General features: G+C 32.3%; 16 protein-coding genes. 9 read left to right on the top strand and 7 right to left on the bottom strand.

What is annotated here, in order from left to right; translation table 11 throughout:
* Both ACJAX4_RS16010 and ACJAX4_RS16005 read right to left on the bottom strand, forming a co-directional pair.
* A partial coding sequence (locus ACJAX4_RS16010) for a toxic anion resistance protein (RefSeq protein ID WP_435790450.1) occupies positions 1–599 on the bottom strand: 599 nt, incomplete at its 3' end.
* A gap of 84 nt (positions 600–683) precedes the next feature.
* On the bottom strand, positions 684–2,330 hold the full coding sequence (locus tag ACJAX4_RS16005; RefSeq protein ID WP_435790449.1) for a YceG family protein: 1,647 nt from the start codon (positions 2,328–2,330) through the stop codon (positions 684–686).
* A gap of 319 nt (positions 2,331–2,649) precedes the next feature.
* On the opposite strand from ACJAX4_RS16005, the gene rsxC reads away from it, so the two are divergent.
* From rsxC to ACJAX4_RS15975, 6 genes are read left to right on the top strand one after another with little or no spacing between them, the layout of a single operon-like run.
* Positions 2,650–3,972: an electron transport complex subunit RsxC gene (gene rsxC / locus ACJAX4_RS16000; protein ID WP_435790448.1), complete on the top strand. Its 1,323-nt coding sequence runs from the start codon at positions 2,650–2,652 to the stop codon at positions 3,970–3,972.
* A gap of 15 nt (positions 3,973–3,987) precedes the next feature.
* A complete protein-coding gene (locus ACJAX4_RS15995; RefSeq protein WP_435790447.1) occupies positions 3,988–4,908 on the top strand; it encodes an RnfABCDGE type electron transport complex subunit D in 921 nt (306 codons plus the stop codon).
* Complete coding sequence (locus tag ACJAX4_RS15990; protein WP_435790446.1) at positions 4,909–5,481, top strand: RnfABCDGE type electron transport complex subunit G; 573 nt, start codon at positions 4,909–4,911, stop codon at positions 5,479–5,481.
* Positions 5,481–6,173, top strand: a complete 693-nt coding sequence (locus tag ACJAX4_RS15985; RefSeq protein WP_435790445.1) for an RnfABCDGE type electron transport complex subunit E — start codon at positions 5,481–5,483, stop codon at positions 6,171–6,173. Before ACJAX4_RS15990 ends, ACJAX4_RS15985 begins: the two co-directional genes overlap by 1 nt.
* Before the next feature lie 31 nt (positions 6,174–6,204).
* A complete protein-coding gene (locus ACJAX4_RS15980) occupies positions 6,205–6,783 on the top strand; it encodes an electron transport complex protein RnfA (RefSeq protein ID WP_435790444.1) in 579 nt (192 codons plus the stop codon).
* Positions 6,784–6,792: 9 nt separating this feature from the next.
* Positions 6,793–7,629, top strand: coding sequence for an RnfABCDGE type electron transport complex subunit B (locus ACJAX4_RS15975; protein WP_435790452.1), 837 nt, complete (start codon positions 6,793–6,795; stop codon positions 7,627–7,629).
* A 338-nt stretch (positions 7,630–7,967) separates the two neighbouring features.
* Here the strand turns inward: ACJAX4_RS15975 and ACJAX4_RS15970 are convergent, their stop codons facing one another.
* The 4 genes from ACJAX4_RS15970 to ACJAX4_RS15955 form a co-directional block, all read right to left on the bottom strand.
* Complete coding sequence (locus tag ACJAX4_RS15970) at positions 7,968–8,471, bottom strand: Gx transporter family protein (RefSeq protein ID WP_435790451.1); 504 nt, start codon at positions 8,469–8,471, stop codon at positions 7,968–7,970.
* Positions 8,472–8,496: 25 nt separating this feature from the next.
* Positions 8,497–8,883, bottom strand: coding sequence for a NusG domain II-containing protein (locus ACJAX4_RS15965; protein ID WP_435790443.1), 387 nt, complete (start codon positions 8,881–8,883; stop codon positions 8,497–8,499).
* Complete coding sequence (locus tag ACJAX4_RS15960) at positions 8,870–9,907, bottom strand: FAD:protein FMN transferase (RefSeq protein ID WP_435790442.1); 1,038 nt, start codon at positions 9,905–9,907, stop codon at positions 8,870–8,872. Before ACJAX4_RS15960 ends, ACJAX4_RS15965 begins: the two co-directional genes overlap by 14 nt.
* 257 nt (positions 9,908–10,164) lie before the next feature.
* Positions 10,165–10,368: a hypothetical protein gene (locus ACJAX4_RS15955; protein ID WP_435790441.1), complete on the bottom strand. Its 204-nt coding sequence runs from the start codon at positions 10,366–10,368 to the stop codon at positions 10,165–10,167.
* A 291-nt stretch (positions 10,369–10,659) separates the two neighbouring features.
* Between ACJAX4_RS15955 and ACJAX4_RS15950 the strand changes: the two genes are divergently transcribed.
* From ACJAX4_RS15950 to ACJAX4_RS15940, 3 genes are all read left to right on the top strand, one after another.
* Positions 10,660–11,238 (top strand): 5-formyltetrahydrofolate cyclo-ligase, encoded by a 579-nt coding sequence (locus tag ACJAX4_RS15950; RefSeq protein ID WP_435790440.1) that lies wholly within the window; start codon positions 10,660–10,662, stop codon positions 11,236–11,238.
* A gap of 18 nt (positions 11,239–11,256) precedes the next feature.
* Positions 11,257–11,985, top strand: a complete 729-nt coding sequence (locus ACJAX4_RS15945) for an HAD-IB family hydrolase (RefSeq protein ID WP_435790439.1) — start codon at positions 11,257–11,259, stop codon at positions 11,983–11,985.
* Between the two features lie 129 nt (positions 11,986–12,114).
* A complete protein-coding gene (locus ACJAX4_RS15940) occupies positions 12,115–13,191 on the top strand; it encodes a GGDEF domain-containing protein (RefSeq protein ID WP_435790438.1) in 1,077 nt (358 codons plus the stop codon).
* Between the two features lie 61 nt (positions 13,192–13,252).
* On the opposite strand, the gene ACJAX4_RS15935 is transcribed toward ACJAX4_RS15940, so the two are convergent.
* Positions 13,253–13,558: a hypothetical protein gene (locus ACJAX4_RS15935; protein ID WP_435790437.1), complete on the bottom strand. Its 306-nt coding sequence runs from the start codon at positions 13,556–13,558 to the stop codon at positions 13,253–13,255.
* Positions 13,559–13,826: the final 268 nt, after the last annotated feature.

Below are 13,826 nucleotides of genomic sequence, written 5' to 3'. Positions count from 1 at the left end.
TTTATTGCATTTATTTGTTCTCCATTATTTGCTAAAGCCTCAAGTTTAGGAAGATCTTCAGTTTCATTTTTTTCAACCACTATATTTCCTGCAGCAATGTATTTTTCAAGTTCTCCATAATACTCAAAGTTTTGATTGTATAAGTTTTCAAGTGCTAGATTAGAATTGTTTATCTCAGCCTTATATCCACTAAGCCCCGTATATATTTTATCTATCTCTCCTCCAATGGTTTTATACTTACCTAGCATTTTTTCTATGGCCTGACTTGGTTTACTAAAAAGCTTTGCAAAAAATCCAGTTTTGGCCTCCTCGAAATCTTGCTTATCAAATTTTTTCATTATACTTGTAAGTTCTTTTATCATAACGCCTGAGTTTTCTACGCTACTGGATTTAATAGAATTTAATATTTGATCAGCAAATTTGGATATTTGCTGAGCTGGTTCATTTCCAAATTCTAATACTGCGTTTGCATCTTTAATGTTTATATTAGATGCAATTTGTTTCACTTGTGGTGAAACTTTAAGTTGATTACTTATGCTTTTAGCCTTTTGTTCAATATTCTCATCGTCAATTACAAGTATTCCATCGTTTTTTTCCATGTTAATCACTCCTCTACCTATTTTAATAATGTATTTTTCAGATTTTCATGCTATTACATAAAAATCAATATTAACTCTCTAGTATCAGCTACCAAACCAGCCTTCAAAAAAGCCTTTTTTCTTCTTCACATACTCTTTAAACCGTAATTTAAAAGTCATATTTTCTAGTCTATGAATGTCGTATTGTTCTGAATAAATAAAATTTTCTATATCATTATATCCTGATGGGTTATATATAATTATATCTATTGCCATGGAATTCATAAAGGTAAGCATTATACAGTCTTCAAAAGATAAGTTTCCATTTTCTTCATTGTTGTAAATTATTATCTTAGGTACCTCTTCTGAATAATCATAGGATTGTAAAAGTTCAAGTATTTCTACATCTAGATTTATAAGTACTGAAAAAATATCCACTTGCAAATCTCTTGAATCTTCCTGTTCAACGTTTATTATTACTGGACTTAAGCATAACTCTTTGATTTTCTCTGCCATAGTTTTTTGAAGTCCAGATCGAAGGTCCTTATACTTCCACCAGGATGAATTAATCATTTCAGATGTATCAAATTGCGAGAAAATATTATTTGGGTATATCTGATTAAACTTTCCATATTCCAAATGTACTATGCCCATTATAGGAAGTTTATTATAAAACCTAGTGAATTTTTGGGCTGTCACCATGCTTATTTCCCTAAAATAGGAATCAATGTTCGCGTGGGTACCACAAATTTTCGAGAACATGTTTGGTATAACTACAGTTGAACCTTTGACTTTAAAACCTTCCCTTATAGATGCTTTTTCCTTCATCCATATATATATCTCTTCGTAAGTAGTATGAAGAGTTACGCACTGCAGATTATAATCAGCAAACTGCCATGGCCTATAAAAACCAGATTCATCTGTGAACAATGTTCTATTAAGCTCTTCCTTAGCACTAAAAGCCGTGGTCTTGATTCTATCTTCATTACTAGTAGGAAAAGGTTTTATGACCACCTTGCTGTCGTAAACAATTTCCTTAGAAAAAGCATTATATTTATCTATTTCATGGAAGGCTCCTGAATTATTCGGATTAAAATATAAAACATCACAACCCAAAGTTGATAGTAATATCAGATAAAACACTTCAGTTTTTGAAATCTCTCCATAAAACACTATCTTGGGATTATTACCACTATAGTCAAATGTCTCGAACAAATCCACAGAATAAATATTAATCCAATAAATTATATAATTTATAATAACTTTAATATCATCCCGCTTTACTCCGTCATTACTCTTAATATAATATTCCATGAGACCCTTTAGATTATTTTTAATTTGCTTTAGCAAAATTTCATTTGATATATTCGGAAAAAGTTCATTATCGCTTATTGAATTTATAATTACTGAAATATCTATAATTTCCATTTGCAATGTTCTGGTCCAAATAGAATTTAACTTATCCTGCAAACTTATGCTAATATCCTTATCTAACCCTTCATTAAATCTTTTATAACATGGCCCTATTTTCTTAAGTTCATTATCTAATTTATACAGACTTTCATAGTAGTCGTCCTCATTACTTTTTATACCTATAAATCTATAAAAGTAACATGGAATAAACACAACATTAGAATTATATTGGAATTTATCTCTTTTACAAACCTGTATTTTTAAACTGTTAATAATGTCTTCATTAATATCTAAATTGACACTGTGAATCTCTAAATTATTCAAACCCTGTTTTTCCATATTCACCTTACCTCTTCAAATTGTTTTTATTGTAAATATAGTTTTTTCTCAATAATAAGTATACCATATTAATCACATGTTTTTCGTTATATTATAGTGAAAAATATCCATTTAATAATAGAGATATCTTATTGTTAGAATAGTGCAACTTTATTTACCAACTACTTTTTTCTCTAAAAGCGTATTTTTATTCATGCAAATGGTGTAATATATATATGATAGTTGATTTTATATTTACTTAATAAAAATTTTACATATATTCTAATGATAAATATAATTTCGTTCTATAATTATCAATACAAGTACAAGGAGGTTTATTATGGGACTTTTAACTTTCAAAAAAGGCATTCATCCTAATGATAGAAAAGACTTAAGTATGCACAAAGCAATCCAAGATTTGCTTCCAAAGGGCAACTTAGTATTTCCTATGGCACAACATATAGGAGCACCTTGCGACCCTTTAGTAAAAAAGGGTGACAGAGTACTAGTCGGACAAAAAATAGGTGAATCTAAGGCCTTTGTATCCGCACCAATTTATTCAAGTGTATCTGGAACTGTTAAGGAAGTTGCACAAAGATTACATACTAATGGAACCATGGTAATGTGTGTTATTGTCGAAAATGATAACACATACGAAGAAGTACTTACTAATGTTCCGAACAAAGATTATGAAAAGCTATCTAAAAATGAACTAGTAGCTATCATAAAAAATGCCGGCATCGTTGGCATGGGGGGCGCAGGTTTCCCTACACATATTAAGCTTACTCCTCCTGAGGGAAAAGAAATCGACAGTATTATAATAAATGCTGCAGAGTGTGAACCTTATTTAACCTGTGATTACAGAATGCTACTAGAAAAAACTAATGAAATCGCAGAGGGCTTAAAAATTGTTCTTCAAATGTTTCCTGGCGTAAAAGGGTATATTGCAATAGAAAATAATAAACCTGATGCAATTGCTGCCATGGAAAAAGCCACAGAAAGTATTGAGAATGTACAAGTTACTACAATGGTTACAAAATATCCTCAAGGCGCAGAAAAACAATTGATTTATGCAATTACTGGTAGAGAGTTACCTTCTGGTAAACTTCCTGCAGATGTTTCATGCATAGTTCAAAATGTTGGTACTGTATATGAGATATATAACGCTGTGGTAAACGGTAAGCCCCTTACAGAGCGAGTTTTAACTGTAACTGGAGAAGCAATTAAGGAACCACTGAATTTAAGAGTAAAATTTGGTACTTCTTTTAGTGAAGTTATCGAAGCTGCTGGTGGATTCAAAGAGGAGCCTGTTAAAGTTATTGCAGGTGGACCTATGATGGGAATGGCACTAAGTTCTTTAGATGTCCCTGTAATAAAAGGAACATCTGGTATCCTTTGTTTAACAAAAGATCAAGCTAAACTAGAAGAAGAATCTAGTTGCATAAGATGCGGTAAATGCATGAGTGTTTGCCCAATGTTTTTAAATCCAACAAAACTTAGCTCTTTAGTTTTAAGAGGAGATTACGAGAATTTTGAAAAGCTGCATGGTATGGATTGTATTGAGTGTGCTTGTTGCTCATTTGCATGCCCAGCTAAACGTCATTTAACTCAAACTTGCCGTGAAGGCAAAAGAACAATAAATATCAATAGAAGAAAAAAATAGATAGAGGTGACTTATATGTATACAGTATCTTCATCCCCACACATTAAATCAAATGACTCTGTGCAGGGTATAATGAGAGACGTAATAATAGCATTATTACCTGCTACCTTTGCTGGGATATATTTCTTTGGATTACAAGCATTGTTAGTTACATTAGTATCTGTACTATCATGTATCGCAGCAGAAGCTTTATGGCAAAAACTTACTCACAGAAAAATCACAATTGGAGACCTTAGTGCTGTTGTTACTGGTTTGTTAATTGCTTTTAACATACCAGCAGCTGTTCCACTTTGGCTTCCAGCTGTCGGAGGATTTTTTGCAATAATTGTTGTAAAACAATTTTTCGGTGGAATAGGACAAAATATAATGAATCCAGCTTTGGCCGCTAGAGCATTTTTGCTTACATCTTGGCCAGTACATATGACTAATTTTACTGTTGATGGTGTTTCAACTGCTACGGCTCTTGGAATACTTAAAGAAGGTGGAGGAAATTTACCTAGCCTAATGAGCAATTTTATTGGCAATCAAGGTGGTTGTATTGGTGAAACATCTGTACTTGCACTTCTAATTGGTGCAGCATATTTACTATACAAAAAAATAATAAGCTGGCATATACCAGTATCATATATTGGTTCAGTATTTATTTTAACTTTCATATTTGGTAGAGACGGTTTAATGACCGGAAGTGCATTATATGAAGTTCTTTCTGGTGGCCTTATTCTCGGTGCTGTCTATATGGCAACTGATTATACAACTTCACCAATGGCAAAAAGTGGACAACTTATATTTGGTATTGGATGTGGGCTTTTAACCACAATAATCCGTATTTATGGTGGTTATGCTGAAGGCGTATCTTACGCTATATTAATAATGAGCTTATTCGTTCCATTTATTGATAAATTTACTGCTCTACGTATTTTTGGGGAGGTGAAATAATTGAAGGAAAATATTAAATTAGGTTTAATTTTACTTTTAATCACAGGATTTGCAGGATTGTTACTAGGTGGTGCCTTCGAGATAACAAAAGGACCTATTGCTGCAACAGTTGCTGCTGATAGAAAAGCTGCCATGACAGAACTATTACCAACGGCTGATACTTTTGAGACAGCAGATGTAAAGCTTGATAGCAATGAAAAAATCTTTGAAGCTAATGTAGCCCTTAAGGGTAGTGAAATAGTTGGATATGCTATAAAAGTTGCACCAAACGGATATGGTGGCCCAATTGAAACAATGGTTGGTATATCATCTAGCGGAGAAGTTACTGGCATTAAGATTTTGGCACTGCTAGAAACTCCTGGTCTTGGTGCTAATGCTCCAAAGCCTGAATTTTCAGGTCAATATAAGAATAAACCTACAAAAGAGAAATTAGAAGTTATAAAAATAGACCCTACAAAAGAAAATCAAATACAAGCTATAACAGGGGCCACTATTACATCGAAAGCTGTAACACTCGGCGTTAACGATGCTGTTGATTTTTATAATTCTTCACTAAAAGGAGGTAAAAAGTAATGAGCGTAATTTCTGAAAGAATAAAAAACGGTATAGTTACCGAGAATCCAATATTTGTGCAAGTTCTAGCTATGTGCCCCACCCTAGCTGTTACCAGTAGCGTAGTGGATGCTTTAGGCATGGGCCTTGCATCTACAGTGACATTAATTGGTTCTAACGTTATCATATCAATGATAAGAAAGGTAGTTCCGGATAAAATTCGTATACCAGCTTACATCACGGTCATCGCTACTTTTGTTACAATAATACAATTTTTATTGCAAGGTTATATTCCATCTTTATACAAATCTCTTGGAATATTTATTCCACTTATAGTTGTTAACTGTATAATTCTTGGAAGAGCTGAAGCATATGCTGGAAAAAACAAAGTATTTCCTTCACTCTTTGATGCTATTGGAATGGGACTTGGTTTTACTATAGCATTAGGTGTTCTAGGAGCTGTTAGAGAATTACTAGGAGCGGGTTCATTACTAGGTTTTAGTGTATTTGGCAGTTCCTTTGAGCCTGCTATAATGATGGTATTAGCTCCTGGAGCTTTCATTACCGTTGGAATTTTAATGGCTTTACTAAATCAAAAATCAATCAATGAAACAAATAAAGTTAATGATAAAATTGCACATTTCCATGAATTTGATCCTGTGACTGGTGAATGTTCCGGTTGTGGAGCTTGTTCACATAGTTGCAAAAAATAATTATTTAACTTATTAAGAAAGGTGGATTAAAATGGGACTTTTTTCAATTTTTATAAGTTCGTTTCTAGTAAATAACTACGTATTAGCTAAATTCCTTGGAATATGTTCTTTTCTTGGAGTTTCTAAAAAAACTGAAACTGCAAAAGGTATGGGATTGGCAGTAATATTTGTTATGATCTTATCCTCATTAATTACTTCCATAGTTTACAAAATTTTGGTTCTTTTGCACGTGACATTTCTATCAACTCTAGCCTTTGTGCTAGTTATTGCGTCACTCGTACAATTTGTTGAAATGGTTGTTAGGAAAACTCAGCCAGCTCTCCATAAAGCGCTTGGTATATTTCTTCCATTAATAACAACAAACTGTGCTGTTCTTGGTATGGCCCTTATAAACCTACAAGAAGGCTATACCATAATAGATGGCCTAGCTAATGCTCTTGGAGCAGGTCTAGGTTTCATGCTTGCAATTGTACTTCTTTCAGGACTAAGAGAAAGAATGGAAGATAATGATAATATGCCTTTAGCACTCAAAGGTCTACCTATTTCGCTGGTTACTGCAGGACTCATGTCTATCGCATTTTTAGGCTTTAGCGGTTTGGGGGGGCTTTAATAAATGGATATAAATAATTTAATTTACCCAGTAATAGCAATTGGAGGTATGGGACTTATATTTGGTGTGGTCCTTGGTTATGCCAATAAAAAATTCCACGTACCTGTAGATCCAAAAATACCACTAGTTAGAGCCGCACTGCCTAGCGCAAATTGCGGTGCATGCGGATATCCCGGTTGCGATGCTTATGCTGCAGCTGTAGTTCAAGGCGATGCAACTCTAAATTTATGTACAGTAGGTGGAAGTTCTGTTGCTGAAGAAATTGGAGAAATAATGGGCGTATCTGTTGAATCAGATAGTCCACAAGTTGCCTTTGTTAAATGTAAAGGAACTTGTAGTGTTGCAAAAGAAAAATATGTCTATGATGGAATTATGGATTGCCGTCAAGCAATTATTGCTCCCGGTGGTGGTCCTAAGGCTTGCTCAGATGGATGTATGGGTTTTGCTAGCTGTGTAAGGGCATGTGAGTTCAACGCCCTACATATCATAGATGGTGTAGCTGTTGTCTATAAGGATAACTGTGTAGCCTGTGGTGCATGTGTTACTATCTGTCCTAAGGATTTAATAGAGATGGTTCCAGCTTCTCAAGAAGTTCTTATTGAATGTAACTCAAAATCAAAGGGTAAATCAGTTAAAGACAATTGTTCTGTTGGATGCATAGGTTGTACCATGTGTGTTAAAGTTTGTCCTGAGGACGCAATTGTTATGGTTAATAACTTGGCCGTAATAGACTTTGAAAAATGTACACACTGTGGCGCATGTGCAGCTAAATGTCCTACAAAAGCAATCTCAAAACCTCTAAAAGATCGTGTCAACATAAGTGAGACTGCTACAAATAAAGAATAAACAAAAAAAAAGATACTAAGATTTTATAATCTTAGTATCTTTTTTTGTTCTTTTCTTTTTCTTTTCTTTATCTTCTCTCATTTCGAAAGTAATAGGATAGGAATGTTTGCCGAAGTGACTTGAATAAGAGACGAAAAAACATTGAAATTCCATCTAGAAATTCTTCTTTTGCGAATGTAAAATCCTCGTAAGCCTGACAGGAAGCCAGGCTAGCGAGCCCGAGCCAGGACGGCGAGTGTGAGCGCTAGAGCATTTTATATGAGCAAAAGATTAGATTTTCTTAATGGAATTTCACGTTTCGAGTTCTTATTCAAGGCACGTAGTCGAAATTCCCTATCCTATTTTAATATCGCTATTTTTTCTAATCTGTTTTTTAATATATTAGCTAGAATTCCTATAAAATACCCTGTAACAATAGCTGCAACTAGAAGATATGGTAAATATACATATATCTTTAAATCATTCAATATGAATGCATATACCATTAACTGTCCTATGTTATGAAACACTGCTCCACATACGCTTATTATAGGTATACTTAATTGATTTTTAAAATACTTGTAAAGTAATATCATTATAATATTACTTAAAAGTCCACCAGCAATGCTAAACATAAATGCTGACAAACCACCTCCAAACATAGAACCTAACATAGTTCTTAAAAACATTATTATCAATGCTTCTTTCCATCCTAGGAAAAGTAATGCTACTAAGGAGATAGAATTAGCAAGCCCTAATTTCATTCCTGGAAATAGCACTGGAATCTGGGCCTCAATTAAAAAAATAACCAGAGCCATTGCCACTAGACTACTAAGTAAAATCATTTTTTTAGTTTTTTTCATATTTCCACCTGCATCTTTTTTCATTTTAGTAAGTTGCACCATCAATTCCATTAATGTTTTCCCCATTGATACTAATCATAAGTTTGTTAGGTAAACATACAATCAGACCTCCTGGATCTGTTATTATTCCCATTTTAACACACTCTTGATGTAAACAATCTGAGTCATTCACCCTAATACTGCCATGCTTTACAAGTATAGTATTGTAATGTCCGTTTTCTGTTTTTATAGTAAATTCCTCTTCTTCAACAACTTTATTTAAATCAATAGTTCTAACTATCTTACTGCCACTCTTAATAACCGCAATTTTTTCTGAACCTTTAATTATATTTTTGTATATTAAAGTACCACCCACACTAATTACCATAGTAATTAAAAGTATTATTACAACTATTTTATCACCTTTCTTCATAAGTAAACCCCATGTCTATTAGATTAAAACTATCTTTTATACCTGAGGTAACATATATTTTTTTATTATCTGTTACAAAAATAGCTTCTACACCATCTATAGACTCTACTATTTTTTTTCCCTTCTCAAGACCAAGAATGTAAGTACTCGTAGATAGAACATCTCCATCTATTGATGCATCTGATATTATAGTAGTGCTAATAATACCATTTTCTGATGGGTATCCATCTTTAGGATCGAATATATGATGATACCTTTTTTTACCCACCATAAAAAATCTCTCATAATTACCTGATGTTACCACGGACTTGTCCGAAACACTAATAGTACCTAAGTATTCTCCTCTTGTGTCCAATGGATTTTGTATGCCTATATTCCAGTCAGTTCCATCTACTTTATGCCCCATTGCATAAATGTTACCACCTAAATTAATAATGGCACTGCTAATCTTATTTTCAAGCAAAATCCCCTTTATCTCATCAGCTGTATATCCCTTGGCTATAGCACCTAAATCTACAGCTTGACTGGCTCGTTTTAATTTTGCCGTAGACTCTTTATCATTTAAAATAATATCTTTATAGTCAACTAATTTTAATTTTTCATTGATTTCATCATCTGATGGAACTCTTTCCGCATCTGTACCTATCCCCCATAGCTTTACAATTGGTTCTATAGTTGGATCAAATGCCCCTTCAGTTAGTTTACTATACTTAACCGCTTTTTCTATCACTGAATATGTATCCGCGCTTAGCTTCTCAGCTGCAACGCCAGCTTTGGAATTTAATTTCGAGATCTCTGAAGTTTCAATATTAACAGACATTTTATTTTCTATTTCGTCCACCCTTTTAATGGCTCTTTCTGTTGCCTTTTCAGCATTGTTACCATAAACCTTTAAATCAACAATTGTGCCCATCATATATGTCTCTTTTTCAACAGGTTTAGTATTACCTTTACAGGCTACTAAAAATATTGAAAATGACAATAATAAAACAAAATAACTTTTTTTACGCCGATTTTTTATCATGTTCACCCCACTATCACATTTTAAATATATTTATTATAATATACCTAACTTAAAATTTCTAAATTCCACTTAATATTATAACACACTTACGTCCCATAGCACACAAAAAAAGTGCCAAAACGAAGCCTCAGCACTTTTAATAGTTATTGAATTATGTGAAAAGCTCTTTGTTTTCGCGTAATTTTACAAACACTATCACTGATAAACCGATGATTAAAATACAAATAGAATAGGCATCATTATTTTTGCCCAAAATTCTATGGCCTTTGATCACCATTTAGAATATACTCAATTTCCACTCCTATTTCGCGTCCTTTTTTATAAGAGTTAAGTCTATTTTGCGGTACCGAGTCTTTATATTTTTTCTCTCCCGATAGAAAATCAATGATTCCTTTTTTTGCACTTGTTACGTCTCCTACATGGTCTATTCCGTTAACTTCTTTTACTTTTGAATAATCCATTAATATTCCTCCCTATTGTTGTAAATACTGAGTATCAATATAGATTTCCCAATTTAAGAGTTTTAATGTATTAATTATTCAAAGTTTTTTTCCATTCCCTTTAAATAAATCGTACCCTTTAAGTATTATTTTCATATAATATTTTACAACACTTTATATATAATATTTTACATAATTAAAATAATACAAATTTACATATAATTCTACAAATTGCATATATGATAAACATATGTTATAATAACATAAATTTTATAGTATATAGCCAACTTTTAATAATTAAAGGGGATACTTATGGAAGATAATTTTAAGGACAGTTTAAGAAAAAATATGCTCCATCAAAGAAGAACTATGAGAACTCAGGATGTAAATACTTTTAGCCGTAAGATTATATCCACAATAATGGAATTGCCACAATTCATGAATTTCAAAAATATCATGTTGTACATAAGTTTCAATAATGAGGTGGATACGCACTCTCTCGCCACGTGGTGTTTAGCTAATGGCAAAACAGTAATTGCACCCTATTGTGTGCAAAAACAGCGAAAAATAGTACCTTTTGAAATTAAGAATTTTTCAAATGATCTTACTAAATCTACTTTTGGTGTTATGGAGCCAAAGCATAATATACTAAAGGAAGCTACCTTGCATAACATTGATTTAATAATAGTTCCTGGGGTAATATTTGATATACATTGCAATAGGATAGGATTTGGTGCAGGATATTACGATAGATTTTTGTGTAGAAAATCTAAAAGCACTGTTACAATTGGTATAGCATATGACTATCAAATTATTGATACTGTTCCCACCGATAAATATGATGTTCCCTTGGATTTCGTAATCACTGAAAAAAGAATAATATCACACTAATTTTGGAGGTGGACGCATTTGAAAAAAAGAATAGCTGCTTTCTTTGATATTGATGGCACCCTCTATAGGGAAGGCTTAATAACAGAGTTATTTAAAAAACTTATTAAAAGTGAAATAATCGATAATGATAGATGGTACAAAGAAGTAAAACCCTATTATGTTAAATGGGATAAGCGAATAGGAAATTATGACAACTACTTGCTTAAAATGGCCGATATTTATACTGAAGCCATAATTGGACTTCATAGATCTCAAATTGAATTTATTTCGAAACAAATTATAACACAAAAGGGAGATAGAGTTTATACCTACACCCGTGATAAAATTAAATGGCATAAAGACCAAGGTCACTTAGCTATAACAATATCCGGTAGTCCTATTGAACTTGTACGTGACGTGTCCCTAAAATACGGTTTTGATGATTATATAGGAACAAAATATGTGTTGAGTGAAAATGATATTTACACCGGCGACATTATTCCTATGTGGGATAGTGTTAGTAAACAATCTTCCATAGAAAATTTTGTTAGCAAATATAATATTGATTTGGACCAAAGTTATGCTTACGGAGATACTTCTGGAGATTTTACTATGTTAAATCTAGTTAAAAATCCCACGGCAATAAACCCTACTAAAGAACTTCTACTGAAAATCTTAGAGGACGAAAAGTTGAAAGAAAAAATCAACATAATTGTAGAAAGAAAAGATGTTGTTTATAAACTAAGTCCAGACCATATTGAAATATAACTTTCACTATTTCTATTATTTGTATATAATACCCTTTAATTTGATAAAAAACTACTATATAATAGTCTTATATAGTAGTTTTTTATTGAGAATTAGTATAAAATATATTACTTTAAAAGGAGCTAACTAATGCTTAGAGATTTATTTATTAACGGAACAATACTAATTTCCTTTATTTTTATAATTAGCCAGGTATTCAAAAGTAATTTTCTTAACTTAACGGTGTCTTATAAAGATAAATTTTTATTTGGGCTTACACAGGGAATACTAGGTATTATCTTAATGTTATTTACAATCAATATTACCACTGGAGTGATTCTTGATTTTCGTCATATAGCAATAGTGTTAGCCGCTCTTTATGGTGGTGCCTTTGCTTCAATAATTGCTGGAATCACAATTTCAATATTTAGAATAGTTTACTTTGGTGTTAGTTCTACTTCTGTAATAGCCGCCACTAGCATGTTCCTTATTGCTATTGCCTGTGCTATAGTATCAAAATTAAATATTAATAAATTCAAAAAGTTTATCTATATGAACTTTATAAGCTCCACTATTATAAGTTGTACCCTTTTAATAATTATTTCAGATCCAATAACGTTTCGTAATACCCTTATTTATTTTTGGCTAGCTTCTTTTTCTATTGGTATTCTAGCTTATTATATTTCCCATTACATGCATACCTCAATTACATTACTTAATAGACTCAAACAAGAATCAACCATTGATTTTCTTACTGGTTTAAATAACGTTAGACAATTCGATTATTCACTAAACCAATCATTCTTAGATGTAAAAGATAAGAATGAGCGTTTGTCTATACTAACTATCGATATAGATTTCTTTAAAAAAGTTAATGACACTTACGGTCATTTATCTGGAGATGCTGTATTACAGCAATTAGGAACCATCTTATCTACCTTCTGTAGAAGTTTTGATATTGTATCTAGAATTGGAGGAGAAGAATTTTCAGTTATACTTCCCGATTGTCCAAGTGATCAGTCTGTAGAAGTTGCAGAGCGCTTAAGAGTAGCTGTAGAAACCCATGAATTTATTATATCTAATGAGGTCAAAATAAATATTACTATTTCTATAGGGGCTGCTACTTATCCAGATAATGTAGCTAAATTAGATGACCTTATTAACCAGGCAGATACCGCATTATATTCGGCTAAACATAATGGAAGAAATAAGGTATGTCAGCCCTAATATTTTTCTTTGAATAATATAAAAACAGAATGGAAATTTTAATTTCCATTCTGTTTTTATATTATCTCTTGTTAGAAAATCTTTTTTTAGATGTTATCGTATAAAAAAACCATATAATTATTAAAATTAACATTGTTATATTTGTTATTATATCTTTTAATAAGGGTAACCCTTGTCCGAGGAACGTTCCAAATAGAATTATCCCGCCCATTAAAATCAGAACAATCTTATTTAGTTTTATATACTCATCTTTATTTACGCCCTTATATTTTTCACTATATTTCTTCTCAAAATTCAAGCCAGAAACAATAGCTGCAGCACCCATCATAATAAATATAATAGTAAACATACTATCACCGAGTCCCATTTCTAACCCCCCTCACTCCACTTTCCTTAAGTAAACACGGGAGTTACCGCCCATGCTCCTCAACGGAACCGTACGTGCCCTACTAAGGCATACGGCTCTTCACCTCATATTTCAATCATCTATAGAATAAGCTTACCTTTATTTGTGGTTCTAGTAACGGAAAAGTCTTAAGCAAACCATTATAGAATGTATCAACTGTGTAACTTCTTCTTTGACTTCTTCTATTAAGCCATTTAAACAGTAACCATTTGACTACAGTTTGATAACT

Origin of the sequence: Clostridium sp. (assembly GCF_051278035.1) — a bacterium.
GTDB lineage: Bacteria > Bacillota > Clostridia > Clostridiales > Clostridiaceae > Clostridium_AD.
The sequence above is the reverse complement of the archived record's forward strand: the minus strand, read 5'-3'. Positions and strand labels throughout refer to the sequence as shown.

What these genes read in the sequence shown, in the direction of transcription:
- ACJAX4_RS16005 (WP_435790449.1), bottom strand. Translation starts at nt 2,330, where the DNA reads ATGGAAAAACAGGGTTTGAATAATTTAGAGATTCACAGTGTCAATTTA.
- rsxC (WP_435790448.1), top strand. Translation starts at nt 2,650, where the DNA reads ATGGGACTTTTAACTTTCAAAAAAGGCATTCATCCTAATGATAGAAAA.
- ACJAX4_RS15995 (WP_435790447.1), top strand. Translation starts at nt 3,988, where the DNA reads ATGTATACAGTATCTTCATCCCCACACATTAAATCAAATGACTCTGTG.
- ACJAX4_RS15985 (WP_435790445.1), top strand. Translation starts at nt 5,481, where the DNA reads ATGAGCGTAATTTCTGAAAGAATAAAAAACGGTATAGTTACCGAGAAT.
- ACJAX4_RS15980 (WP_435790444.1), top strand. Translation starts at nt 6,205, where the DNA reads ATGGGACTTTTTTCAATTTTTATAAGTTCGTTTCTAGTAAATAACTAC.
- ACJAX4_RS15970 (WP_435790451.1), bottom strand. Translation starts at nt 8,471, where the DNA reads ATGAAAAAAACTAAAAAAATGATTTTACTTAGTAGTCTAGTGGCAATG.
- ACJAX4_RS15965 (WP_435790443.1), bottom strand. Translation starts at nt 8,883, where the DNA reads ATGAAGAAAGGTGATAAAATAGTTGTAATAATACTTTTAATTACTATG.
- ACJAX4_RS15960 (WP_435790442.1), bottom strand. Translation starts at nt 9,907, where the DNA reads ATGATAAAAAATCGGCGTAAAAAAAGTTATTTTGTTTTATTATTGTCA.
- ACJAX4_RS15955 (WP_435790441.1), bottom strand. Translation starts at nt 10,368, where the DNA reads ATGGATTATTCAAAAGTAAAAGAAGTTAACGGAATAGACCATGTAGGA.
- ACJAX4_RS15950 (WP_435790440.1), top strand. Translation starts at nt 10,660, where the DNA reads ATGGAAGATAATTTTAAGGACAGTTTAAGAAAAAATATGCTCCATCAA.
- ACJAX4_RS15940 (WP_435790438.1), top strand. Translation starts at nt 12,115, where the DNA reads ATGCTTAGAGATTTATTTATTAACGGAACAATACTAATTTCCTTTATT.
- ACJAX4_RS15935 (WP_435790437.1), bottom strand. Translation starts at nt 13,558, where the DNA reads ATGGGACTCGGTGATAGTATGTTTACTATTATATTTATTATGATGGGT.